The sequence below is a fragment of the Shewanella corallii genome (assembly GCF_023349125.1).
Lineage (GTDB): Bacteria > Pseudomonadota > Gammaproteobacteria > Enterobacterales > Shewanellaceae > Shewanella > Shewanella corallii.
Genome location: NZ_JAKIKT010000014.1, coordinates 28266 through 52662 on the forward strand (window position 1 = coordinate 28266; position 24397 = coordinate 52662).

21 protein-coding genes are annotated in these 24397 nt (G+C 50.9%); 12 read left to right on the forward strand and 9 right to left on the reverse strand.

Going from position 1 to position 24397, the window contains the following annotated elements; all coding sequences use genetic code 11:
• The first annotated feature begins 109 nt into the window (after nt 1-109).
• On the forward strand, nt 110-751 hold the full coding sequence (gene pyrE, locus L2725_RS21745) for an orotate phosphoribosyltransferase (protein WP_248937599.1): 642 nt from the start codon (nt 110-112) through the stop codon (nt 749-751).
• An 82-nt stretch (nt 752-833) separates the two neighbouring features.
• Here pyrE and folE read toward each other — a convergent pair whose 3' ends face one another.
• From folE to coaBC, 6 genes are all read right to left on the reverse strand, one after another.
• Entirely contained in the window at nt 834-1481 is a 648-nt protein-coding gene (folE, locus tag L2725_RS21750; RefSeq protein ID WP_249250907.1) for a GTP cyclohydrolase I FolE, read from the reverse strand.
• A gap of 164 nt (nt 1482-1645) precedes the next feature.
• A complete protein-coding gene (locus L2725_RS21755) occupies nt 1646-3613 on the reverse strand; it encodes an alpha/beta hydrolase family protein (RefSeq protein ID WP_249250909.1) in 1968 nt (655 codons plus the stop codon).
• 116 nt (nt 3614-3729) lie between these two features.
• A complete protein-coding gene (locus L2725_RS21760) occupies nt 3730-5691 on the reverse strand; it encodes an alpha/beta hydrolase family protein (RefSeq protein WP_249250912.1) in 1962 nt (653 codons plus the stop codon).
• A gap of 180 nt (nt 5692-5871) precedes the next feature.
• On the reverse strand, nt 5872-6465 hold the full coding sequence (slmA, locus tag L2725_RS21765; protein WP_115138722.1) for a nucleoid occlusion factor SlmA: 594 nt from the start codon (nt 6463-6465) through the stop codon (nt 5872-5874).
• Between the two features lie 160 nt (nt 6466-6625).
• Nucleotides 6626-7084, reverse strand: a complete 459-nt coding sequence (gene dut, locus L2725_RS21770) for a dUTP diphosphatase (RefSeq protein WP_249250913.1) — start codon at nt 7082-7084, stop codon at nt 6626-6628.
• The gene (gene coaBC / locus L2725_RS21775) at nt 7081-8277 is read right to left on the reverse strand and encodes a bifunctional phosphopantothenoylcysteine decarboxylase/phosphopantothenate--cysteine ligase CoaBC (protein ID WP_249250914.1); all 1197 of its coding nucleotides are present in this window, start codon (nt 8275-8277) and stop codon (nt 7081-7083) included. Before coaBC ends, dut begins: the two co-directional genes overlap by 4 nt.
• A 179-nt stretch (nt 8278-8456) precedes the next feature.
• Here coaBC and radC point away from each other — a divergent pair, with 179 nt between their 5' ends.
• The 5 genes from radC to L2725_RS21800 all read left to right on the forward strand — a co-directional run bounded on the left by radC (nt 8457) and on the right by L2725_RS21800 (nt 11790).
• Nucleotides 8457-9134, forward strand: a complete 678-nt coding sequence (gene radC, locus L2725_RS21780; RefSeq protein WP_249250915.1) for a RadC family protein — start codon at nt 8457-8459, stop codon at nt 9132-9134.
• 121 nt (nt 9135-9255) lie between these two features.
• Nucleotides 9256-9492, forward strand: a complete 237-nt coding sequence (gene rpmB / locus L2725_RS21785; RefSeq protein WP_011758449.1) for a 50S ribosomal protein L28 — start codon at nt 9256-9258, stop codon at nt 9490-9492.
• 6 nt (nt 9493-9498) lie between these two features.
• Nucleotides 9499-9672: a 50S ribosomal protein L33 gene (gene rpmG / locus L2725_RS21790; RefSeq protein ID WP_011758450.1), complete on the forward strand. Its 174-nt coding sequence runs from the start codon at nt 9499-9501 to the stop codon at nt 9670-9672.
• Between the two features lie 211 nt (nt 9673-9883).
• Nucleotides 9884-11215, forward strand: a complete 1332-nt coding sequence (gene argA / locus L2725_RS21795) for an amino-acid N-acetyltransferase (protein WP_249250916.1) — start codon at nt 9884-9886, stop codon at nt 11213-11215.
• Nucleotides 11216-11280: 65 nt separating this feature from the next.
• Nucleotides 11281-11790 (forward strand): PH domain-containing protein, encoded by a 510-nt coding sequence (locus L2725_RS21800; RefSeq protein WP_249250917.1) that lies wholly within the window; start codon nt 11281-11283, stop codon nt 11788-11790.
• A gap of 305 nt (nt 11791-12095) precedes the next feature.
• Here the strand turns inward: L2725_RS21800 and rarD are convergent, their stop codons facing one another.
• The gene (rarD, locus tag L2725_RS21810; protein WP_249250918.1) at nt 12096-13004 is read right to left on the reverse strand and encodes an EamA family transporter RarD; all 909 of its coding nucleotides are present in this window, start codon (nt 13002-13004) and stop codon (nt 12096-12098) included.
• A gap of 137 nt (nt 13005-13141) precedes the next feature.
• Nucleotides 13142-13612, reverse strand: a complete 471-nt coding sequence (locus L2725_RS21815) for a thioesterase family protein (RefSeq protein ID WP_249250919.1) — start codon at nt 13610-13612, stop codon at nt 13142-13144.
• Between the two features lie 220 nt (nt 13613-13832).
• On the opposite strand from L2725_RS21815, the gene recQ reads away from it, so the two are divergent.
• Nucleotides 13833-15638 carry a DNA helicase RecQ gene (recQ, locus tag L2725_RS21820; protein ID WP_249250921.1) on the forward strand — a complete coding sequence of 602 codons (1806 nt, stop codon included), beginning with the start codon at nt 13833-13835 and terminating at the stop codon, nt 15636-15638.
• Here the strand turns inward: recQ and L2725_RS21825 are convergent.
• Complete coding sequence (locus L2725_RS21825; RefSeq protein ID WP_249250922.1) at nt 15635-17398, reverse strand: hypothetical protein; 1764 nt, start codon at nt 17396-17398, stop codon at nt 15635-15637. The genes recQ and L2725_RS21825 overlap by 4 nt on opposite strands.
• A gap of 401 nt (nt 17399-17799) precedes the next feature.
• Here L2725_RS21825 and leuA point away from each other — a divergent pair, with 401 nt between their 5' ends.
• The 5 genes from leuA (at nt 17800) to L2725_RS21850 (ending at nt 24356) form a co-directional block, all read left to right on the forward strand.
• Nucleotides 17800-19368 (forward strand): 2-isopropylmalate synthase, encoded by a 1569-nt coding sequence (gene leuA / locus L2725_RS21830; RefSeq protein ID WP_115138732.1) that lies wholly within the window; start codon nt 17800-17802, stop codon nt 19366-19368.
• Nucleotides 19365-20453: a 3-isopropylmalate dehydrogenase gene (gene leuB, locus L2725_RS21835; protein WP_249250923.1), complete on the forward strand. Its 1089-nt coding sequence runs from the start codon at nt 19365-19367 to the stop codon at nt 20451-20453. The genes leuA and leuB overlap by 4 nt, the downstream gene beginning before the upstream one ends.
• Before the next feature lie 47 nt (nt 20454-20500).
• A complete protein-coding gene (gene leuC, locus L2725_RS21840; protein WP_249250943.1) occupies nt 20501-21919 on the forward strand; it encodes a 3-isopropylmalate dehydratase large subunit in 1419 nt (472 codons plus the stop codon).
• Between the two features lie 2 nt (nt 21920-21921).
• Nucleotides 21922-22527: a 3-isopropylmalate dehydratase small subunit gene (leuD, locus tag L2725_RS21845; RefSeq protein WP_248937612.1), complete on the forward strand. Its 606-nt coding sequence runs from the start codon at nt 21922-21924 to the stop codon at nt 22525-22527.
• A 491-nt stretch (nt 22528-23018) separates the two neighbouring features.
• Nucleotides 23019-24356, forward strand: coding sequence for an outer membrane protein transport protein (locus L2725_RS21850; protein ID WP_249250924.1), 1338 nt, complete (start codon nt 23019-23021; stop codon nt 24354-24356).
• Nucleotides 24357-24397: the final 41 nt, after the last annotated feature.

The following is a 24397-nucleotide window of genomic DNA, read 5'->3' on the forward strand; positions in this document are numbered from 1 at the left end:
AAAGAGGACCCGTTGAGGGTCCTTTTTTTAAGTGCAAAAAACTGAAATACAGATATTTGCACCTGGTACCCCAGGAAAGACCCTAGAAAGAGAATAGTGAGGAGTTAGAGTGAAAGCCTATCAGCGTGAGTTTATTGAGTTTGCCCTTGAGCGTCAGGTATTGAGATTTGGCGAATTTACGCTTAAGTCGGGCCGTCAGAGTCCTTACTTCTTTAACGCCGGCCTGTTCAATACCGGTCGTGACCTGGCCCGTCTGGGTCGTTTCTATGCTGCTGCTCTGGTGGACTCAGGCATCGACTATGACCTGGTTTTTGGTCCTGCCTACAAAGGTATCCCAATCGCGACTACTACCACAGTCGCTCTGGCTGAGCACCATGATGTGGACATGCCATACTGCTTCAACCGTAAAGAGAAGAAAGACCACGGTGAAGGTGGCTCTCTGGTCGGTAGCGAGCTGAAAGGCAAGGTCATGCTGGTGGATGATGTGATCACTGCCGGTACTGCTATCCGTGAATCTATGGATATCATCAATGCCCACGAAGCGTCTCTGGCTGGCGTACTGATTGCGCTGGACCGTCAGGAGAAAGGCAAGGGCGAGCTGTCTGCGATTCAGGAAGTTGAGCGTGACTACGGCTGCGCCGTGATTTCCATTATCAAGCTGGCTGACCTGATTGCTTACCTGGCCGAAAAGCCTGGTATGGAGAAAGAGCTGGAAACCGTGAGTGCCTACCGCGAGCAGTACGGAATTTAACTGTATCTGAGACGTTTAAGTCACAAATGATGGATACAAAAAACGCTGCGTGATTGCAGCGTTTTTTATTGCTTTGAAGGCATCAGGCCTTCAGCAGGAACTCAGCACGGGTAGCCGGATTGGACTTGAAGATACCGCCCAGTGCAGTAGTTGTAGTGGAGCTGGTGGCATCCATCACGCCGCGGGATTTCACGCAGTAGTGCACCGCATCTATTTTTACCGCCACATCTTTGGTTTCCAGCAGTGTCTGCAGGGCAACCAACACCTGTTGAGTCAGACGTTCCTGCACCTGAGGGCGCTGGGCAAAGAAGCGCACAATGCGGTTAATCTTGGACAGGCCAATAATCTTGGTGCGCGGCAGATAAGCGACAGTGGCTACGCCGTCTATGGTCACCAGATGATGTTCACAGGTACTGGTCACACTGATGTCCTGTACCCGCACCATTTCATCAAACTGCATCTTGTTGTCGATAACAGTGATCTTGGGGAAGTTGGAATAGTCCAGGCCGGAGAAGATCTCGTCAACATACATTTTGGCGACACGCTTTGGTGTTTCCATCAGGCTGTCGTCACTCAGATCCAATGACATCAGCTCCATAATGGCGCGCATATGCTCTTCAATCTTCACTTTGCGCTCATCGGATGACAGGGTATTGGGCGTCATTGGGGTTTCCAAACCACGCTCCAACAGAGCCGCCTGCACCTGAGATGCTGCTTCACTTAATGCCATATTACCTCCACAAAAAACTCACCTGGCCGCCGGATTGGGCTGACGTTCAGGGGGGAGGAGAATACCGCGATTTGTGGAAGATTCATACATTTTGACCCATAAAAAAACCGATTAACCTACTCAAGTATTTGGGCTAACCGGTTTTCGTTCTTCTATGGGGGAAATTAGTTCAGATGCTGCTCCAGGAATGCCAGCATCTCGGCATAGTATTTCGCCCTGTGTTCATCCTTGTAGAAGCCATGACCTTCGTCGTCCATCACCAAAGTTTGGAACGGGTGATTGGCTTTCTTTAGCGCTTCTGCCATGGCTTCATATTGCTCGATTGGAGCCCGGAAATCCTCTTCGCCATGAACCAACATAATTGCAGCCTTCAGTTTGTCTGCATTATGAGTAGGCGACATCGCTTTCAATTCAGCCTCGTCTGTGCCAATGGCTTTCTTTAGGTAGCTGGTCCCCATCCGGCTGTCAGGTACGTCGCCCTCTTCATACATCATTGGCAGGTCATAGACTCCGGCAAAACCAATGGCACACTTGAACATATCCGGCTCCAAAATAGCACTTTGCAGAGCGCTGTAACCACCAAAGCTCCCTCCTGAAATACACAACCGGTCAGCATCAGCAATTCCCTGCTCGATCACATATTTGGTGCCATCGATAATATCGTGCTGAATACCTGTTCCCCACTTTCGATATCCTGCGTACTCAAATGCATCGCCATAGCCACCGCTTCCCCGGAAGTTGACCTGGAGTACGGCGAATCCCTTTTGGGCCAGCAGTTGGTTTTCTGGATCGAATTGCCACCAGTCCCGAGGACCATGAGGACCACCATGGGGGACAACGACCATGGGCAGGCTCTTGGCTTCAGCGTTCATCGGTAAGGTCAGGTAACCCTTAATAGTTTGTCCTTCACGATTAGTGAACTCGATGGGTTTGACCTCTGCCATCTGGTCTGGGTCCAGCCAGTTTTTTGAGGAGAATAGATACTGCAGCTTTACTGGATCTGTTGTGAACAGGTAAAAGTCTCCCGGGTTTCTGTCGTTAAATGCGTGAACCAGGAATTTATTGGCGTCACGGTTTTCGCTGACAATACGTACCTGATGTCCGGGTAAACTGGCCAGCAGTTGCTTGAGGTACTTACTCTTTGCATTGTCCTTGTCGACAAAGGCGTATTCGGGATAGCCATCTTCATATTCTACGGCATAGAGCTGCTTGGTATTCCCATCAATCCAGTAGTTGCTGGCTTCGACACTGTCGTCACTGACGATCGGGGTGTGATTACCAGTTTTCAAGTCTATATGCAGTATTTGCCTAGGCTCGCCGTTAGCACTGGCTTCCGCATATATTGCTTGGTCATTTTCCGCAAATGAAATTGGCGCAAAGCCATTAAGATCGAGCCCCTTGATATTATTGGTATCTACCCAATCACGGTCTTTCCAACGATAGATTTTTACATCCGAGTTTGTGTCATAACCCATTGCGAATCTGACGTTGCCATCGTGATCTGTTAAAAAGCGAGTATTACCAACAGGAGCCTTAGTCACCTTTTTGCGTTTACCCGAGTAGACATCAACTTGGTAAACAAACTTTGGCTGATCTGCAAAGCTGGTTGAGGTATCCCAGTGAAGAGCAGAAACCAACATTTTTTTGCGATTATCGATCAGCGGATCCAGCACAAAGCCCGTGGCATTAATTGCGGTTGAACGTTTGATGTTGGAGCCGGTTTGCATGTTTTGATTGTTATATCCAAACACATATGAGGTCCTGCTGCCATCCACATTGGTAGCCAGTATTTCACCGTAATAAAGAGGGTGGTCGCTCCAACCCTTCAGGTACTCTTTAGATACGACAACTCTCTCGTCGTTAACCCAGTGAAAGTCACGCACCTGGCCACGCTCTCCAAAGTGCACAGCATGTATCGGTTTGAGGGTTTTGATATCCAATATCGCCAGGATGTCTTTACCGTCGACTTTAGATTCCACCCCTATGTATTCTCCTCCCGGAGAAATTTTAGGGTTGAAGAACTGACTACCTTTGGCAAACACTTCTGCCAGCTTAAGGTTGGTGTTTTCGGCTTGCGCCTGAGTGCCTGAAATTGCCAGCATAACGGCAAATAGTTTTGTGATCTTATGCATACCTGTTCCTTGGTTGTGCCTATTATTTTTCGTGTATTACTTACTGTATGTTTGAGATAACTTCAGAAACAACCACCCAAACAGGCTAGATATAGCGCCCGTTTGGGTGATTAGTCTTAGTTCAGGTGCAGCTCCAGGAATGCCAGCATCTCGGCATAGTATTTCGCCCTGTGTTCATCCTTGTAGAAGCCATGACCTTCGTCGTCCACGACCAGAGTCTTGAATGGATGATTGGCTTTCTCAAGCGCCTCCGCCATGGCTTCATATTGCTCAAGTGGCGCTCTTTCATCTTTACCACCATGAACCAGCATCACCGCCGCTTTGATTTTATCAGCACTGTTGGAGGGAGAGATGGACTTGAGTTGTGTTGGATTGTTGCCCAGAGCCTTGTTCAAGTAGTTGATGCCAGAAGCAGATTTTCGGATATCCCCCTCGGTGAAGAGCATTTCGAGGTCATACACACCGGCATAGCCAATGGCACACTTGAACAGATCAGGTTCGATTATTGCGCTTTGCATTGCGCTGTAGCCACCAAAGCTCGATCCAGAAATACATATACGTTTGGCATCAACAATTTGTTGGTTAATCAAAAACTGTGTGCCGTCAATAATATCTTCCTGGATGCCCGTTCCCCACTGACCATAACCAGCATGGGTAAATTGAGGGCCATAGCCTGCGCTTCCCCGAAAGTTAACCTGTAGTACCGCATAACCCTGGTTCGCGAGCAGCTGGGCTTCCTCTTCAAACTGCCAGCTGTTTCTTACTCCTATGGGGCCACCATGGGGCATTACAACCAAGGGCAGGTTTTTCATTGGTGTAGAGGGAGGCAGGGTCAGGTAAGCGCCAATCTGCTGACCTTGTCGGTTTTTAAATGAGAGTGGACGAATCTCCGCCATTTTATCCGGGTGCAGCCAGTGTCGCTGCGCAAACAGGTAATCTAAAGACATGGGATTGGTCGATAGCAGGTAATAGTCCCCGGGATTGCGGTCACTGGATATATGGACGATAAATTTATCAGCCTTTCGGGTCTCACTGATCAACCGCACCCGTTTTCCCGGCACTGATGTTTGAATCTGTTTGAGATACTGACTTCTCGGATCTGCCGGGTTAACAACTATGGTTGATGGATAGCCGTCTTCGTAGCCAACGGCATACAGTTGGTTATCGGCACCAAGCAGGAAGTCACTGGGGTCAGCATTTGGATTGGTGGTGACCAACTCTTTGGTCCCATTTTCAAGATTCAACCGGTAGATAGACAGGGGGGCGCCTTTGTCACTGGCCTGAATAATGACACTTTCAGCACTTTCTAGAGATATTGGAGATAAACTGGTTAAGTTGCCTATTGCTGGATTGGTCAGCCGCTGCCATTTTTCATCTTCGTAACGGTATACTTCGGCTTGATGCTCAGCGTTGAGGCCCATGGCAATTTTCAGCTCGCCCTCAGCGTCTGTGAGAAACTGGCTGTTACCCAGGGGGGCTACAGTTACCCGTCGACGTTTGCCATTGTATATATCCAATAAATACACAAACTGACGGTTGTCCATATCCACAAAGCCATCGGTACGATCTGTCCAGGGTATAGAGGCTATTAGCACTTTACGCTTATCATTTGGAAGCGGATCCAGCACATATGAAGTTGCTCTGAGGGCGTTGCTGTTGTGCTTAAGGATATCCCGATCTGCGTATCCAACCAGGTATTCTGTTTTACTGCCATCGGCATTGGTCGCCAGCAATTCACCGTAGTAAACCGGGGAGCTTCTATCTCTAACCAGATAGTCTTTGGAAACCACCAGGCGTTCATCATTAGCCCAGTAAAAGTTACCCACTTCAGCATTCTTTCTAAATGACAACTCATTGATTGGAGTTAAGGTGTTTGCATCCAACACCAATAAAACATCCTTGCCATCTGAATGTGTTTCCAGTGCGAGGTAATCGCCTCCTGGTGAGAGCTTGGGGTTGAAATATTCCGAGCCTTTTGCAAAAAGTTCTGCAGCTGAGAGAGGCTTTTCTGATGCCTGAAGGGGCAGGTTAAATGCGGAAAACAAGCCGCAGATAGCGGCTAACGCTGTCTTATTCATTGAGTCACTTCCCTGAAAACTACAATTGAATCTTATTATTTTGAATGAGCACTATAGGGGAAAAGTGACAATTGTTAAATAAGTGTGACCAATTTCGGAGGGTGTAGTTTCGACAGCGAGTCGCACACTCAGGCATAAAAAATGCCGCACTGTGGCGGCATTTTCATTGGATACTTTGACTCAGCTTTGCAGCAGTTGCTGCTGGATAAAGGTCCACTGCTGATCAAAGTGGGAGGTTGGCTTGAGTTTGAATTCACTGCGCACAAACTGGGCAATACGGCCCTCGGCGACGGCCAGCAGCAGGTTAGCGAGAATCGCTTCATCCAGGTTAAAGCCTTTGCCTTCACGCAGAGTTTTTTCGCGGAGGATCTGCTTCAGCTGGGTTTCAATCTTGGCAAACAAACCGCTGATACGACTACGCAGGCGCTCGTTTTCTCCCAACAGGGCATCGCCGTTCAACACGCGGGAAATGCCCGGATTACGTTCAGCGAATACCAGCAGCAACTGTAGCGACAGCTGACAGCGGCGCATAGTGTCTTTTTCCTCATCCATGATGAGGTTGATGCGGGTCAGCAATGACTCTTCGATGAAGTCGATCAGCCCCTCAAACATCCGTGCTTTGCTGGGAAAGTGGCGGTACAGTGCCGCCTCGGAAACGCCTACTTCGGCAGCCAGTTTTTTGGTCGTGATACGCTCTCCTGGATTGGTTTCCAGCATCTGTGCCAGGCATTGGAGAATGTGTTCACGACGATTGATTTTTTGGCTTACGGCCATTGCAGTATCCTTCGCTCAATTACAACTTTTATTCAGCAGGAGCCGCTCTGCCGGGCACTGCACAATCCAATATTGGCAGCCATAGGCGCGGAGCGGTGTTAACGCTGAGTATTATTATTTGATGCCCGAACTGGCAGTCAGCCCGGTAATAAGTACCTTGTTACTTGGTACCAGAGTGACCAAATCCGCCTTCACCACGATCGGTATTGGCAAACTCATCCACCAAACGGAACTCGGCCTGAACCACAGGGACAAATACCAGCTGCGCCAGACGGTCGCCCACCTCAATGGTGAAAGGTTCGCTGCTGCGGTTCCAGCAGGACACCATCAAAGGTCCCTGGTAATCGGAGTCAATCAGACCAACCAAATTGCCCAGCACAATGCCGTGTTTATGTCCCAGACCAGAGCGAGGCAGAATAACAGCCGCCAGAGAGGGGTCTGCCACATAGATAGAGATACCTGTTGGGATCAGCACGGTTTCGCCGGGAACTATGGTCAGAGTGGTTTCTGTCATGGCTCGCAGATCCATTCCTGCACTGCCGGGAGTTGCATAGGCTGGCAATGGAAACTCAGAGCCGATACGTGAATCCAGGATTTTCAGTTCAATAGGTGTTTTCATCTTGCTTCTTTAACTCTGGCGATCAAACCGAGCAATTGCCCGGCGAGGGTGTACTTATCTGTTGCTGGCAGCTCTTCACAGCCCTGTGGCCAGAAGACTTTCAGTGCATTGGTATCGGCGTTGAAGCCCTGTCCGGAAATAGATACGTCGTTGGCGGCTATCATATCCAGTTTCTTACGCTGCATTTTATCTTTGGCGTAATGTTCAACGTCATGGGTTTCTGCAGCAAAGCCAACAGTAAAAGGTCGGGCATCCTGCGCCGCGACCGTGGCTAAGATATCAGGATTGCGAACCAGTGCAAGCTGCATGGATTCCGCTGACTTCTTGATCTTTGCCTCGGCAATTTTATCCAGACGATAATCGGCCACAGCTGCGCAACCAATAAATATGTCCTGGGTGGCGACTTCAGCCATTACCGCATCCAGCATCTGCTTGGCTGATTGCACATCAATGCGATTCACCCCAATTGGGGTTGGCAGATTAACCGGGCCAGCAACCAGAGTGACTTTGGCACCCATTTCAGCTGCGCGGGCGGCGATGGCAAAGCCCATCTTGCCTGAACTGTGATTGGAGATATAACGCACCGGGTCAATGGCTTCGCGGGTTGGCCCTGCGGTCAGCAGCAGCTTTTGACCTTTCAGTGGCTTGTCACCGAAGAAGGCTTCGCAGCGCTGTGCAATATCCAAAGGTTCCAGCATACGTCCAGGGCCAATTTCACCACAGGCCTGACTACCAGCGCCAGGTCCCCAGATATGAATGCCGCGCTCACTCAGAACCCTCAGGTTATGTTGAGTCGCAGGGTGCTGATACATCTGCTGATTCATGGCTGGACATACAACGACTGGAGAGCCGGTAGCCAGGGCACAGGTGGTCAGCAGCTCATCGGCCATGCCAGCCTGCATACGGGCCAGCACATTCGCGGTTGCCGGTGCGATAACAAACAGGTCGGCCCAGCGAGCCAGCTCGATATGGCCCATAGAGGCCTCAGCAGTGGGATCCAGCAAGTCTGAGGCTACGGGATGACCGCTCAGCGCCTGCAGTGTTAAAGGCGTAATAAACTCCATAGCACTTTGGGTCATTACCACGCGCACTTCGGCGCCACGTTCTTTCAGGCGGCGAACCAAATCTGCACTTTTATAGGCGGCAATACCTCCGCCAATACCCAACAAAATTTTCTTGTGATTCAGGCTCACGGTCGTTTTCCCAAGGCTCAATCCAATGGCGCTAACCTTACCATATTCCCATTTGGGTTAGGTATCAGTGTTATCGCAACAGACTCTGATTTCTTTGTTTTATGTACAACATGGTATCTGCCAGGCCGATTTCTGAAACTGAACCATACTTGTTTGGGAGTTGGCTCAGGGAAGACAGTATGGGAATAAAGGATTGGCCAGAGGGGGAAGGCCCCAGGGATAAGTTGTTGCAACACGGCAGTGGCACGCTTTCTGATGCGGAATTACTGGCGGTATTGTTACGAAATGGTGCCCAGGGAGAGAGTGCAGTAGCCCTTGGCAGGCGGCTTTTAACAGAATTTGGTGGTTTAAGAGCACTGTTTTGCGCTTCTAAGCCCAAGGTATGTCGACTTCATGGCGTGGGATCGGTAAAATACGCGCAGCTTCAGGCGGCCGCAGAAATTGCGCGCCGTATTGCCCGCGAAAACCTGCTCAGAGGGCAGGTATTGACCAATCCCGATTTAACCCGGGATTACCTGATGACACAGTTGGCAGACAGGTCTTATGAAGTGTTTGCCATCTTGCTGCTGGACAGCCAACACAGGGTGATTCAATTTATCGAATTATTCCGTGGAACCATAGACTCGGCTTCGGTTTATCCAAGAGAAGTGGTGGCTATGGTGCTGGAGCATAATGCTGCGGCCGTCATTGTTTGTCATAATCATCCGTCTGGTATCGCCGAGCCCAGTCAGGCTGACCGGCGAATAACTGAGCGATTGAAAAATGCGTTGGCAACCATAGACGTATCCTTGCTGGATCATATGGTTGTAGGGGATCGTGAGATAGTTTCCTTTGCAGAAAGAGGGTGGATTACTTAATCACCGCTTGATCTTTCCCCGGCAATCCTGTATAAAATGCGCCCTTCGTGTGCCTCGGGCGACGGCCATACGAGGCACATTAATGCTCGAGCGTTAAAATTGTTTTTTGGAGAAGATTGACATGTCAAGAGTATGCCAAGTTACTGGCAAGCGACCAATGGTTGGTAACAACCGTTCGCACGCAAAAAACGCGACCCGTCGTCGTTTTTTACCTAACCTGCAGAACCACCGTTTCTGGTTGGAAACTGAAAAGCGCTTTGTACAGCTGCGTGTTTCCACTAAAGGTATGCGTATCATCGATAAGAAAGGTATCGAAGTAGTTGTTGCTGAACTTCGTGCCCGCGGCGAGAAGGTGTAATAGATCATGGCTAAAGCTAAAGGTAATCGCGAGAAGATCAAGCTGGTATCAAGCGCCAAGACTGGTCACTTCTACACTACTGACAAGAACAAGCGTAACATGCCTGAAAAGATGGAGATCAAGAAGTTTGATCCTGTAATCCGTCAGCACGTTATCTACAAAGAAGCTAAAATCAAGTAATTGGTTTTATAGCAGTTCTTGGAAAAGCCCCTCTCATGAGGGGCTTTTTTTTCGCCTGCGTTTCTCCACCTTTTGACCATTTCGCTAACTCACTGTGATCAAACTCTCACTCCAATCTGACTTTGATGCAAACAAATGCTTTTTATCTGCATATTAATGCATTATTATTCGGTTTAAATGAATTTGTATGTTTTTACAGTGAGGTAGTCCATTGAACGCCGCCACCGCGCAGCTGATTGACAGCTTTCGTCATTCTGCCCCCTATGTAAATGCCCACAGAGGCAAAACTTTTGTGGTGATGTTGGGAGGAGAAGCCATTGAAACCGGACAATACCGAGCCATCATCAATGATGTTGCGCTGCTGCATAGCCTGGGGATTCGCCTGGTGCTGGTTCACGGTGCCCGTCCACAGATAGACAGTGAGCTGGCTGAAAGGAGCCTGGAGGCTGGGTTTCATAACGACATCCGGGTAACAGATGAAACTTCCCTCAAGGTTATCAGGCAAGTGTGTGGCGCACTGCAGTTTGATATTACCGCCCGCCTGTCTATGGGCTTATCCAATACCCCGATGCAGGGAGCCAAAATCAATGTGGTCAGTGGCAATTTTGTGATTGCTCAGCCCCTGGGAGTGGATGATGGTGTGGACTATTGTCTGTCTGGCCGTGTTCGTCGTATCGATGTGGAAGGTTTGCAAAGCCAGTTGGACAAACATTGTATTGTGCTGCTTGGACCTATCGCCGCGTCAGTGACCGGCGAGAGCTTTAACCTGACGGCGGAAGAGGTCGCAACTCAGGTGGCTATTCGGCTTAAAGCTGACAAGATCATTGGCTTTAGCCAACAGCAGGGGTTGTTGGATGATGAAGGCCAGGTGATCAGTGAAATGATGCCCAATGAAGCCCACGCCTATGTTTCTCAGCCACAGCATAATATTTGCGCCTCAGCCCAGGCGTTTATCGGTGCCAGCGTAGAAGCCTGCCGCCGTGGTGTGCCCAGATGTCACCTTATCAGCCATCAGGAAGATGGTGCCCTGTTGCAGGAGCTGTTTACCCGGGAGGGAATTGGCACCCAGATAGTCACCGAGAGCGCCGAACGCCTGCGCAGAGCCAATATTGCGGACATTGGCGGTGTACTGAATCTTATTCGGCCACTGGAAGAGCAGGGCATACTGGTGCGCCGTTCCCGTGAACAGCTGGAGATGGAAATCGAGCAGTTTATGGTGATCGAACGGGACAGCCTGATTATCGGCTGCGCTGCTTTGTATCCGTTTGAAGAAGATAACGCCGGTGAATTTGCCTGTCTGGTGGTACACCCGGACTATCGGGATGCAGACAGAGGCAGCCTGTTGCTGCAGCAGATCATAGGTCAGGCCAGAGCCAGAGGTTATGACAGACTGTTCGCGCTGACGACCCGCAGCATTCACTGGTTCCTTGAGCAGGGTTTCAGCATAGTTGAAGTGGACGCTCTGCCGGCGAAAAAGCAGCAGATTTATAACCTGCAACGCCGTTCAAAAATACTGGCACTGGAGCTGAAAGCGATCGCTTAAGTTGACATAATATGTCTTGCGTGCAAGTCTGAGCTTCCGAAGGGGGTAAATGGGGAAGTCCTGCTATGCATGAACAGACATACGATATTGCGCAACTTAGCAGTACCGGGAATCTGAGTTTCCTGGTACTGCTGTTGATACTGGCTGGCGTGCTGTTGTTGGTGTGGCGCAAGTCCATGCCGGATGCGGCCAGGAAAGTCTCAGGTACTCTGATGATTGGCGTCATCCTCATGTTCTCCTGGGTGTGGTACAAGGCGCAAAGCGCCAATATTGCACTGGATATGAAAGAGTTCGAACTGGATGTGCCTTTCTATGGCGTGACCTTGCCGCGTACCGATATTTTATCTGCTGGAATTCGCCAGTGGGACCGTAATGAAGAGCCGGGCTTAATGCCGGATCTGCGCAGCAACGGTATAGGTATGCCGGGATTTCAGCTGGGTTGGTTCAGACTGAAGGATGGCCGTAAGGCGCTGGTCGCCGGTGGACAGGGTGATTGGGTGGTGATCCCGACCCGTCAGGACTATCTGATAATGGTGACGACGGATGATGCCGAGCGACTGATGAAGGCGCTTTGAGCCAGGGTCTGTTGACCTTTGAAGATGGTTTTTGCAGCACTTTGTCGTTGTTTTATACAAAGCAACGCGATTGATGTGTAGTTGTTCTACATAAATGAGCGTTAATGCAGTAGAAAGCGACGACAAACGCTGCCCGAAGGGCTCGGCTATCCGCGCTTTACTCTTTGTTGCCAGGTATTTGCTTAGGCCCACTAGGCGGCACACCTAGCGCCGCGATTAAAGCGCGTCTATCTCGAGCAAAATTCAACCATGAAAGGTCAACAGACCCTAGAATAACAAAGGGAGCCGATTGGCTCCCTTCTTTGTTATTGAGTCGCTTTGTTCGATTTGATTTCACGCTTGCGCTTGTAAACCATATCCATGGTAAAGGCGATTAGTGCCAGCCAGATAAAGCCGAAAGTAATGCTCTTTTCCATATCGAAAGGCTCGCCATACAGCACCACAGCCAGCATGAACATAATACTTGGGCCAATGTACTGGAAGAAGCCAAGTACGGTCAGAGGGATGCGGATCGCGGCACCGGCAAAACACAACAGAGGAATGGAGGTAACAATACCGGCTGCTATCAGCAGCAGGTTCATATCCCAGCTGTTGGTCAGCATGTTGGCGCTGGCGTCCTGAGGCATCAGGATAATGTAGCCAATAGCCAAAGGAACCAGCAGCGCGGTTTCCAGCAGCAGGCCACTCTGAGCATCAATGTTTACCTTCTTACGCAACAGGGCGTAAAGGCCAAAAGAAACAGCAAGGCCGATGGATACCACAGGTACAGAGCCGAATGAGATCAGCTGAATTGCGACACCAATGGCGGCCAGCGTGACAGCAAGCCACTGCAGTTTACGCAGGCGCTCGCCCAGAAACACCATGCCCAACATGACGTTAATCAAGGGGTTAATATAGTAGCCCAGGCTGGCATCCAGCATATGGTCATTGTTAACCGCCCAGATGAACAGCAGCCAGTTACCTGCGATCAACACGGATGTGATGCAAAGAATGCCGAGCTGTTTGGGGTTCTTCAGAACATCACGGACCTTTTTGAAATTACCAACAAAGGTCATAAGCAGCATCATAAAGACGAAGGACCAAATGATGCGGTGCAGCAGAATTTCGGTCGCTGACACCTGTTGCAGCAACTTAAAGTAGAGCGGGGCAAATCCCCAAAGGCTGTATGCGCAAAGGGCCAATGCCACCCCTTTGCGGTGTTCAGTATTTTCCATGGATATCAGATTCGTTCAGACAAGGCCGGCGATTGTAAGGCCTGGCGGTGGAATTGTCAGCAGAAGTGGCGGCATGCTGTACAAATTTCACTGTCTTAAGCTTGTATATACAAGACAAGCTTTTATGAGCTAAATGCTCAGCCAGTTAAATAGGTGCCTGTTCCAAAAGCAATATGTTGTCCTGATTCGTTATGCAGCTCCATTCTGCAAACTGAGACCTTATTGCCGGAGCGAATCACCTGGCCGGTACCGGTAAACTTTTGTCCACGGCCTGGACGAAGGTAGTCCACCCGCATATCTATGGTACCCAGGGTTTGTAATCTGGCCCTCAGCTCTTCCTCCTGCCAGTCGTCCCGACCGGCGACCAGCGCAGCGAATGCTGTCAGTCCACCCACAACATCCAATACCGTTGCCGTCACGCCACCATGCAGGATCTGCTGATGGATATTGCCTATCAATTCAGGCTTCATTTCTACCGTGACCTCGACACCTTCCAGATCATATCGCTGGATTCTCATTCCCAGCAGGTTATGGAAAGGGATGTGTTGGTCAAATACCTCAGCCACCATTGCCAGAACTTTCTTTGAGATAGCTTCTGATTGGGACATACTTTTCAATCCGTTAAAAAGTGGGGTTATCACTCTATAACTTCGTGTTGCCAGGCTGCAACCCTATGACCGGATTGAGCAATTACCATTATCTGAATTTGCCGCTGATAGTGCCTGCATTTTCATCGTCATTGCAGGTAGAATAGGGCGCTTTGGCACCCGTTGAGGGTGTCTGTTTTCGGGGTTGTTTTTCAGGGTCAGCATGCAAGAAAACACACAAATGTCTCCACAGGATCCCTTCCTGAGCTGTTTGCAACAGGTCTTTGGATATAGGGAATTTCGCGACGGCCAACAGGATGTGATTGAGCGCAGTTGCCGTGGAGAGGACTGCATGGTGATTATGCCTACAGGCGGAGGTAAGAGCCTGTGTTACCAGCTTCCCGCGCTGATGCTGCCCGGTTTGACCGTGGTGGTCTCTCCCCTGATATCACTGATGAAGGATCAGGTCGATAGCCTGATCCAAACTGGAATTTCCGCCGCGTTCCTGAATTCAACTCTGCCCAGAGAGCAGGCGATGGAGGTTTACCGCCAGTTGCGCATGGGGGAGATCAAGCTCCTTTATGTATCGCCTGAAAGACTCATGGGAGGCGATTTTATGGATCGCCTGCACTCATGGAATATCAGCCTGTTTGCCATTGATGAGGCTCATTGCATCAGTCAGTGGGGCCATGACTTCCGCCCCGAGTACGCGTCCCTGGGCAAGCTTAAGCAGGAATTTCCCCATATCCCTTTAATGGCGCTGACTGCGACGGCAGATGAGGCGACCAGAAAAGATATATGCGACCGCTTGAGCATCACGCCTTATACCCTGCTATCCAGTTTTGACCGGCCCAATATTCGCTACACAGTGGCGGAAAAATTGAATGCTTCCAACCAGCTGCGTCAGTTTATCGAGTCACAGAAAGGTGCCAGCGGCATTATTTATTGTGGCAGTCGTCGCCGGGTGGATGAAGTGGCTGAGCGCCTGCGACTGCAGGGTTACAGAGCCGAAGGTTATCACGCGGGCATGACCCAGGATGAACGCGCCAGTGTGCAGGAGCGTTTTATCAATGATCAGCTGGATATCGTGGTGGCGACAGTGGCCTTTGGGATGGGGATTAACAAGTCCAATGTGCGCTATGTGGTGCATTATGATATCCCCAAGAGTATCGAGTCCTACTATCAGGAAACCGGTCGTGCCGGTCGTGATGGGATGGAGGCCGAAGCGTTTATGCTGTTCGACCCGGCGGATATCGGGCGGGTGCGTCATTTGATTGAGCAGCATGAGCCGGGGCCACAGCAACAGGTGGAGCACCATAAATTAAACTCAATGGCAGCTTTTGCCGAGGCTCAAACCTGTCGCCGTCAGGTATTGCTGCATTACTTTGATGAGAGTGCCAATCAACCCTGCGGCAACTGCGACATCTGTTTGGATCCGCCCAAGCAGTATGACGGTACTCAGGATGCCCAGAAGGTACTGTCATGTATTTACAGGTTGAATCAGGGGTTTGGTATTAATCACTTGATTGAAGTGTTGCGAGGTTCCAAGGCTGCCAATGTGGTGGACAGAGGTCATGACAAGCTGTCGACCTGGGGGATAGGTAAAGACAAGAGTCATGAGCATTGGCTCAGTGTGACCCGTCAGCTTATTCACCTGGGACTGGCCAGTCAGGATATCACCCGGGGCTCCCGGGTCAGACTAAACCCATCGGCCAGACCTGTGCTCAAAGGGGAAGTGGCATTGATGTTGGCGGTACCGCGTCTTGCCATTCCGGTCACCACCCGCCGTCGTAATTCAACCAAGGCACCCATCAACTACGACAGAAAACTGTTCGCCCGACTCAAGGTGCTGCGACGGGCCTTGGCAGAGGAGCATGATGTGCCGCCGTATCTGGTATTCAATGATGCCTCACTGGCAGAAATGGCATCCATGCTGCCCACCACCGAAGCGGAAATGCTGGCGGTGAACGGCGTGGGAGAGCGCAAACTTGAGCGCTTTGGCAATGCCTTCCTGGATGAGATTGAATCTTACCTGACCCGAGGCTAACCCCGGGCACCTATCTGGTAAAGTTTGACTTCATTGGACTTTTGTCTGGAAACCTGACTCGCCATCGCCCGTTTGACCAGTGAGGTGGAGGTGTCAAACTGCTGCATACTGGCGACACCTATGCTGATAATGGCGTGCTTGTGCCAGGGCTGTATGCGGCCGATCAGCTGTTCCATCACCTGCTGTGCCCCCGTGTGGGAAGTACCTGGCAAGATCACCATCAAAGACTCGGGAGACAGGTAAACCAGCTTGTCCTGCTCTCTGAGTTTGGACTTTATCTTCTCCTCCAGAGTCGGAAGATCATCTGCCACTGTTGGGCTTAAGCCAAACAATAAAATGGTTAACGGATTCTGAGCCCGCTTGGCGTTGTTCATCGCCAGTTCCAGCACCTGATAGTGGATTGGCGCACGACTGCTGATGCTGAAGTCGGTGGTGACTTTCTGCTTGCGATAAATCAGCAGGTAAAGACAGGTGGCCGGCAGTATCACGCCCAATATGACCAGTACCCACATCCAGCCCAGCGGAATCAGAATAGCCGATTCATTAACACTCGTTGGCTCCGCACTTTGCTCCCGGTTCAGCCGTGCCTTGTATTGAACAAACCTGATATCAGCCAATTGCTTGTTGGCTAGTTGCGCTGCCTGGAAAGCCAATTGCAGATTGTCGTATGCCAGCTGGGCCTCGCCTCTGTTTTCGTAATAATCGCTGAGGGTCAGATAAAGTTGCTGCAGGTAGCCCTGCTGTCCCATTTGCTGTGCGGTATTGATGGCGGCCAGCGTATAGTCGACAGCTTCTGCAGTGTTACCTTGTTCGAACTTAATGTCGGCCAATAACCTGTTGGTTTGCATTATGCTCAAACGCTGACGGAATCTGACGAAGGTCGACAGGCTTTGCTGCGCAAGTTCTTCAGCTTTGCTGAAATTGCCTTTCTCCACTTCGATGGAGGCTATGATGGCGTAACTGTAGGCTTGCTCCAGTTGAGTGGATAAAGTGGGCAGTAATTGCTTGCCTTCATTCAGCAGATTTTCGCTGGCGCTGTAGTCACCGGCGTCTCTCAGCATTCTTGCTGCATTCAGCAGCAGGATATGGCGAACCTTACCTTTGGCATCATCCTGCTCCAGCGCCCGATAAGCGTACTGTACCGCTTGCAGCAGGTCACCGCTGGCATACAAAAGGTTACCCATTGCACTTAATAAGTAGGCTTGTGGAGGCCAGGTCCAGGAGTTTTCCTGGGTGTGGTACTGCTCGGCAACATCAAGTGCCAGCCTCAGGTCTTCCATCGCAGGAAGATAGTTTTCCTGATCTGTATCCAACTGGCCGCGCATACGCAGGAGATTGGCAAGCGCCTGTGGCTGTTTGAATTGCTTGGCCTGAGCGATACCGGTTTCCAGTAATGGCATTGCTGATTTGAAATCGCCGGTACTGGCTTGTCCTTCCGCTTCACAGGCATTGAAGTAGGGAACGGCTTGCTCAAGATCATGCTTTTTTGCGTTAACCCTCCCCAGTGAGGCCAGCTGAATGGCTGCCTGGTATTCGCCTTGCTGGATCAGAAGCTCGCACTTGAGCATTTGCAGTCTGACAGCATGAATTGGCGGTGATGAGGGGGAGAGCTGATTCTCCAGTTCAGAGATCTGCTGTTGGGCCAACGAGGGAGACTGATAAACCAGTTGATTGAGCTGATCCATCTTGCTCATGGCCGCATGTGCGCCCATGCCTGTAATACTCAGGATGATCCCGAGAATGAAGGCGTATAAATCCATTTAACGCTCCGGGAGAAAGAGGAATGTGCAAATTGCTCCCATCATGGTAACAAGGTTTGCAGAAATTTTGCAGGCTGAGATCAATTTTACCTCCACCGGAGAGATCTAATGAATTATCAATGCGACCAAAGTTTCTGCAACTTGAACAAAATTTGGTTGACACCTTTTAGCCCAGCGGGTTAAAAGTTAATCGTTATCTTAACCGTAAACTGAAAATAGATACTAACTTAATGCATAACTTTTCAACTCAGTTGCTACTAAACCTACTCATTCTGGCACCAGAAGCGCGGAAGGTTTAATCATGGTTAAGTGTTAACACCCAAATTCCATAACCCCGCGCAAATGTCGCGGGGTTTTTTTTGTCTCCTGAGCAGTGGAGATACAGGGCAGTGGAGAAGGATATGACTGACAGTGTGATAATTTTTGATACGACGTTAAGGGATGGGGAGCAGGCGCTGGCAGCCAGCTTGTCAGTGAAGGAGAAACTGCAAATCGCGCTGGCCCTGGAACGTCTGGGAGTCGATGTGATGGAAGTAGGCTTCCCTGTATCTTCTCCCGGTGACTTTGAGTCGGTGCAAACCATTGCCAGAGAAGTTAAAAACAGTCGGGTTTGTGCACTGTCCCGGGCATTGGAAAAGGACATTGATGCTGCTGCCCAGTCACTGAGTGTGGCCGATCAGTTCCGTATTCATACCTTTATTTCCACCTCGGATATTCATGTGCAGAGCAAGCTCAAGCGCTCTTTCGACGATGTACTGGATATGGCGGTAGGCGCCGTCAAATATGCACGCCGCTTTACCGACGATGTTGAATTCTCCTGTGAAGATGCTGGTCGCACCCCGATCGATAACCTGTGCCGCATGGTAGAGGCGGCGATCAAAGCCGGTGCCCGTACCATCAATATCCCTGACACTGTGGGTTACACAGTTCCCAGCGAATTTGGCGGCATCATTCAGACCCTGTTTAACCGTGTACCCAATATCGACGAGGCGGTGATCTCGGTTCACTGCCATGATGATCTCGGGCTGTCGGTGGCCAATTCCATCGCGGCGGTGCAAGCAGGGGCCAGACAGGTTGAGTGTACCGTTAATGGAATCGGTGAGCGTGCCGGTAACTGCTCGCTGGAAGAGGTGGCCATGATTCTGGCAACCCGCAAGCATCTGCTGGGACTGGAGACCAATATCAACGCCAAAGAGATCCATAGAACATCGGCCCTGATCAGTCAGCTGTGCAATATGCCAATCCAGTCCAACAAGGCGATTGTCGGCACCAATGCCTTCAGTCACTCATCCGGTATTCACCAGGATGGCATGTTAAAGGCTCAGAACACCTATGAAATTATGACGCCGGAAAGCATAGGCCTGACCCGCAACAACCTGAATATGACCTCACGTTCTGGTCGCCATGTCATTAAGCACCGCATGAGTGAGATGGGTTATAGCGAGCAGGACTATGACATGGATGCTTTGTACAAGGCCTTCCTCAAGCTGGCGGACAAGAAGGGACAGGTGTTTGATTACGACCTCGAGGCTTTGGTGTTTATTAAGGCTCAGCGCCAGGACGATGACCACTACCGACTGAAGCAACTGGTGGTGCACTCAGACTCCAAAGAGGGTGAAGCGACCGCTACCGTCAGGCTGGAGATTGGCGGCGAGAAAGTCACAGAAGCGGCAACAGGTAATGGTCCTGTCGATGCGGCCTATAACGCCATCGCCAGAGCGACCGACCGCAAGATAGATATCGCCTCCTATAAGCTGGGCGGCAAAGGAGAAGGCCAGAATGCCCTGGGCCAGGTGGATATTACCGCCCGTTACCATGGCCGCAATTTCCACGGCGTGGGGCTGGCGACTGACGTGGTTGAAGCGTCAGCCAGAGCCCTGGTGCATGTGATGAACCTGGTGCACAGAGCCGATGAAGTTGCAGATAAAAAACAAGAGATTCAAAAAGCTAGGGAGTTAGGTGGAGTATGAGTTACCAGATTGCAGTATTGGCGGGCGACGGTATTGGCCCGGAAGTGATGGCGCAGGCGCGTAAGGTGTTGGCGGCTGCTGAGCAAAGATTCGAGCTGAACATTGAATACAGTGAATACGATATTGGCGGTATTGCCATCGACAATCATGGTTGCCCATTGCCCAAAGAAACCCTGGCAGGTTGTGAAGCCGCCGATGCCATTTTATTTGGCTCAGTAGGTGGTCCCAAGTGGGAAGGTCTGCCGCCTGACAGCCAACCTGAACGTGGCGCTTTGCTGCCATTGCGTGCCCATTTCGGTCTGTTCTGTAACCTGCGTCCGGCCAAGCTCCACGAAGGGCTGGAGCACTTAAGCCCGCTGCGTGCTGATATCTCTGCCCGTGGTTTTGATGTGGTGTGTGTGCGTGAACTGACCGGCGGTATCTACTTTGGTAAGCCAAAAGGCCGTCAGGGGGAAGGCGAAGCTGAAGAAGCTTTCGATACCATGAGATACAGCCGCAAAGAGATCCGTCGTATTGCCACTATCGCCTTTGAAACGGCCCGTGGCCGTCGCGGTAAGGTCACCTCTGTGGATAAGGCCAATGTGCTGGCCTGCTCGGTGCTGTGGCGCGAAGTGGTAGAAGAGGTCGCCAAAGAGTTCCCTGATGTCACTCTGGAACACATCTATATCGATAATGCCACCATGCAGCTGCTGCGCCGTCCTGACGAGTTCGATGTGATGCTGTGCTCTAACCTGTTCGGTGACATTATCTCTGACGAAATCGCCATGTTAACCGGCTCCATGGGACTGCTCTCATCTGCCAGTATGAATGAATCCGGCTTTGGCCTGTATGAGCCTGCCGGTGGCAGCGCGCCGGATATTGCCGGCAAAGGGATTGCCAACCCGATTGCCCAAATTCTGTCTGCTGCTTTGATGCTGCGTCACAGCCTTAAGCGGGAGGACGCAGCAGCGGCTATCGAGCGCGCCGTGGGCAAGGCCTTGTCAGAAGGCTTCCTGACCGGCGAACTGGCGACAGATGCTGCCGCAGCCAAAACCACTGCTGAGATGGGTGACTTTATCGCCAGGGCCGTTGCGGAGGGGATCTGATGACTGACAATACACAAGCCTCGAATACCCAAGCTGCTAATAACCCAGTGCCTAGAACCCTGTATGAAAAAATCTGGGACAGCCATTTGGTGACTGAGCCCGATGGAGAGGCTCCGATCCTCTACGTTGATCGTCATCTGGTACATGAGGTGACCTCGCCTCAGGCTTTCAGCGGGTTAAAGGCCGCGGGTCGTCCTGTGCGTGCACCTCAAAAAACCTTTGCCACTATGGACCACAACACCTCCACCAAGAGTGCCAGTCTGGATGCTCTGAGCCCCATGGCCCGTACTCAGGTGGAAACCCTGGCGCAGAACTGCAAAGAGTTCGGCATTCGCCTGTATGACATTCACCATCCCAATCAGGGTATTGTTCATGTGATGGGGCCTGAGCTGGGCATTACTCTGCCGGGCACTGTGATTGTATGTGGCGATTCCCACACTGCTACCCATGGCGCTTTTGGCGCGCTGGCCTTCGGTATTGGTACCTCTGAGGTAGAGCATGTGCTGGCGACTCAAACCTTGCGTCAACTGAAAGCCAAAACCATGAAGATTGAGGTTAAAGGCAAAGTAGGTGAGGGCATTACAGCCAAAGATATTGTGTTGGCCATTATCGGCAAGATAGGTATGGATGGCGGCACTGGCCATGTGGTGGAGTTCTGCGGTGAAGCGATTCGCGATCTTTCCATGGAAGGTCGTATGACCCTGTGCAATATGGCCATTGAAATGGGCGCCAAGGCCGGGCTGGTGGCACCTGATGCCAAAACAGTGGCCTATCTGGAAGGCCGCGAGTTTGCGCCATCAGGCGATGCCTGGCAGCAGGCGGTGGAAGCCTGGCAGGCATTGAAAACAGATGATGGTGCCAGCTTCGATGCTGTGGTTGAGCTCAAGGGAGAAGACATTGCGCCGCAACTGACCTGGGGAACCAATCCCGGACAGGTGGTTGCAATTGATCAGCCTGTGCCCAACCCCAGAGATCATATTGATGCCTCAGTACGGGATTCCATGGAGAAAGCCCTCAATTATATTGGGCTGGAAGCCGGTACCCGTATGACAGATGTCGCCATCAACAAGGTGTTTATTGGTTCCTGTACCAACTCCCGCATTGAGGATCTGCGTGCTGCCGCTGCCCAAATCAAAGGTGGCAAGGTGGCAAATGGTGTAACGGCCATCGTGGTGCCGGGTTCGGGACAGGTCAAACTGCAGGCTGAAGCTGAAGGTCTGGATAAGCTGTTTGTGGCTGCCGGTTTTGAGTGGCGTTTGCCAGGTTGTTCCATGTGTCTGGCGATGAATGATGACAGATTGGAGGCGGGCGATCGTTGCGCATCAACCAGTAACCGTAACTTCGAAGGGCGTCAGGGGCGGGGCAGCCGTACCCACCTGGTGAGCCCGGCTATGGCTGCGGCTGCCGCTATTGCCGGTCGCTTTGTCGATATTCGTCAACCTTCACAGACAGCTACCGGAGCCTGATCATGCAAGCATTTACTCAACATATAGGTTTGGCTGTGGTGCTGGATAATGCCAACGTGGACACAGACCAGATTATTCCTAAGCAGTTTTTGTCCAAAGTGACCCGTGACGGTTTTGGTGTGCACCTGTTCCATGACTGGCGTTATCTGGATGACGCCGGCGAGCAACCCAATCCTGATTTTGTGATGAACAAACCCAGATTTGAAGGGGCATCCATTATGCTGGCCCGTGAGAACTTTGGTTGCGGCTCCAGCCGGGAGCATGCTCCCTGGGCGCTGGCAGATTACGGACTGCGGGTGATCATTGCTCCCAGCTTTGCCGATATTTTCTATGGTAACTCCATTAATAATGGTTTGCTGCCGGTGGCACTTGCTGAAGAGCAGGTTCAGCTGATTATGGATGAAGTGATGGCGGCAGAGGGCGCGGCTGTCACTGTGGATCTCGAGTCCCAGATTGTGACTTCGCCTTCGGGGTCCCAGTTTGTGTTTGAAATCGCTCCTTCTGCCCGTCATAAGCTGCTTAATGGCCTGGATGCTGTGGGCCTGACTCTGGAGCACAGCGATGCGATAGCTGGATACGAAACTCAAGTCCCTGCCTGGAGACAATAGTCAGGCGTACGCGTGTACCACGCCTGTTCGCTGAACAAGCTGCATGAGCCCAGGCTTATGCAGCTTTTTCTTTTTTAGTTTGGTGAGGTTTTTGTATCTACTTGAAATTAAAGTTCTTTGGTGTTTTTGGTTGAGTGGTTTTTAGACCGCCTGTACATGTGTTAGTGATTTGTTCTGCTTTGAATCTTGATAAATTCGGTACATGTGTTTTTAAGTTGTATTTGCTTTATTTTGCTGATCTTTAAGTTCTTTTGTTGTGTTTGCATCGGTTTGGCTCGTGGCTTCAGCGAGCTTTTTTCTGAGTTTGTACGCCATGAATTCCATAGGTTTGGTGAAGGTGCTCACATTTAGGTATGTGTCTGGCATATTTTGTGGTGATTTATGCTGTTTCGGGTTCCGTTATTGCAAAAATATGCTGCATGAGTACACTGCCTGACTAAATTTTAGAGTGCTAACTCTAATTTGTTGTCGTAAACAAACAGAGAATAACAATGAAACAGCGTACATTGACTCTTGCCGTAGCTTCGGCGCTTTTGGGGATGACGGCTCAGGTTCAGGCAGCCGGTTTTCAGTTGGCTGAATACTCTTCCACAGGTTTGGGCCGTGCTTATGCAGGTGAAGCGGCGATGGCCGACAATGCCGCAGCCCAGTTCCGTAACCCGGCTATGCTGACTTACCTCAAGGGAACTCAGGTTTCTGCCGGTGGTATTCTGGTTGTGCCTAATATTGATATCGAAGGTTATTCAGTGCCTGTCGGTCTGGATGGCAAGCCTACCGGTGCCCCTATAGCTACTCAGTCCAAAGACATTGCTGACGCTGCTTTCGTGCCTAACTTCTATGTTAGCCATCAGGTAAACGATGATCTGTACCTGGGTCTGGCGCTGGGTACCAACTTTGGTATGGCCACCGAGCTGGAAGACAGCTTCAAGGGCACCCAGTTCGGTAACGAAGCTGCCGTGACCACTATGGAGATTAACCCAAACATCGCTTACCGCATTAATGATCAGTTCAGCGTCGGTGCCGGAGTACGTCTGGTATTGGGTGAGGGCAGCATTGGTGCCAAGAGCAGTGCCGATGTTCCTATGTTCGGTGTAGAAGCCGGTGACACACTTAAGTATATGGAAGGCGATGATATCGCCTGGGGTTGGCAGTTGGGCGGTGCCTGGCAGATTAACGCTGACAACCGTATCGGTGTTAACTACCGCTCTGCTGTGGATCTGAACCTGGAAGGTCATGCCAAAGGTTTTGCCTTCAATCTGGCTGCAGTACAAATGGGTCTGGCTCCTCAGGCTGAGTATGCCGGCAGCATGGAGCTGACTCTGCCAGCGACTGCTGAAATTGCTTCTTTCCATCAGCTGACTGATAAGTTTGCCATGCACGCCAGTATCAACTGGACCGATTGGAGCTCCTTTGAAAAGTTGGAAGCCCAGATCCCATATCTGGCCGCGCAACCTGCTCAATTGGTGAAGCAGGAAAACTGGCGTGATAACTACCGCTTCGCGATTGGCGGTACTTATCAGCTGGATGCCAAATCAGTTCTGCGTGCCGGTGTGGCTTACGACAAGTCTGCAGTAACCGATGCCAACCGTACTCTGACTATTCCTGAAATGGACAGATATTGGTTCAGTGTGGGGTACGGCTATGAGTACAGCGATAATCTGACTTTCGATGCGGGCCTGACCTATATCCTGGCTGATGAGTCTCCTGTGACTGAGCCTCGTCCGGGTATTGAGTCTGACAACTCTTCTGCCATCTTCGGCGGCGCCTTTACCGGTACCACAAGTGGTGATCTGGTGTTGTTCGGCGTACAGGCCAGCTACAAGTTCTAAGCTGGAGCCGGATGCAGCCTGGCTTGTATAGACAAGTTGTT

Excerpts from the sequence above, each read along its gene's own strand:
- folE (WP_249250907.1), bottom strand. The coding sequence starts at position 1,481 with ATGGCATTAAGTGAAGCAGCATCTCAGGTGCAGGCGGCTCTGTTGGAG.
- L2725_RS21755 (WP_249250909.1), bottom strand. The coding sequence starts at position 3,613 with ATGCATAAGATCACAAAACTATTTGCCGTTATGCTGGCAATTTCAGGC.
- L2725_RS21760 (WP_249250912.1), bottom strand. The coding sequence starts at position 5,691 with ATGAATAAGACAGCGTTAGCCGCTATCTGCGGCTTGTTTTCCGCATTT.
- slmA (WP_115138722.1), bottom strand. The coding sequence starts at position 6,465 with ATGGCCGTAAGCCAAAAAATCAATCGTCGTGAACACATTCTCCAATGC.
- dut (WP_249250913.1), bottom strand. The coding sequence starts at position 7,084 with ATGAAAACACCTATTGAACTGAAAATCCTGGATTCACGTATCGGCTCT.
- radC (WP_249250915.1), top strand. The coding sequence starts at position 8,457 with ATGGGAATAAAGGATTGGCCAGAGGGGGAAGGCCCCAGGGATAAGTTG.
- rpmB (WP_011758449.1), top strand. The coding sequence starts at position 9,256 with ATGTCAAGAGTATGCCAAGTTACTGGCAAGCGACCAATGGTTGGTAAC.
- rpmG (WP_011758450.1), top strand. The coding sequence starts at position 9,499 with ATGGCTAAAGCTAAAGGTAATCGCGAGAAGATCAAGCTGGTATCAAGC.
- L2725_RS21800 (WP_249250917.1), top strand. The coding sequence starts at position 11,281 with ATGCATGAACAGACATACGATATTGCGCAACTTAGCAGTACCGGGAAT.
- rarD (WP_249250918.1), bottom strand. The coding sequence starts at position 13,004 with ATGGAAAATACTGAACACCGCAAAGGGGTGGCATTGGCCCTTTGCGCA.
- L2725_RS21815 (WP_249250919.1), bottom strand. The coding sequence starts at position 13,612 with ATGTCCCAATCAGAAGCTATCTCAAAGAAAGTTCTGGCAATGGTGGCT.
- recQ (WP_249250921.1), top strand. The coding sequence starts at position 13,833 with ATGTCTCCACAGGATCCCTTCCTGAGCTGTTTGCAACAGGTCTTTGGA.
- L2725_RS21825 (WP_249250922.1), bottom strand. The coding sequence starts at position 17,398 with ATGGATTTATACGCCTTCATTCTCGGGATCATCCTGAGTATTACAGGC.
- leuA (WP_115138732.1), top strand. The coding sequence starts at position 17,800 with ATGACTGACAGTGTGATAATTTTTGATACGACGTTAAGGGATGGGGAG.
- leuB (WP_249250923.1), top strand. The coding sequence starts at position 19,365 with ATGAGTTACCAGATTGCAGTATTGGCGGGCGACGGTATTGGCCCGGAA.
- leuD (WP_248937612.1), top strand. The coding sequence starts at position 21,922 with ATGCAAGCATTTACTCAACATATAGGTTTGGCTGTGGTGCTGGATAAT.
- L2725_RS21850 (WP_249250924.1), top strand. The coding sequence starts at position 23,019 with ATGAAACAGCGTACATTGACTCTTGCCGTAGCTTCGGCGCTTTTGGGG.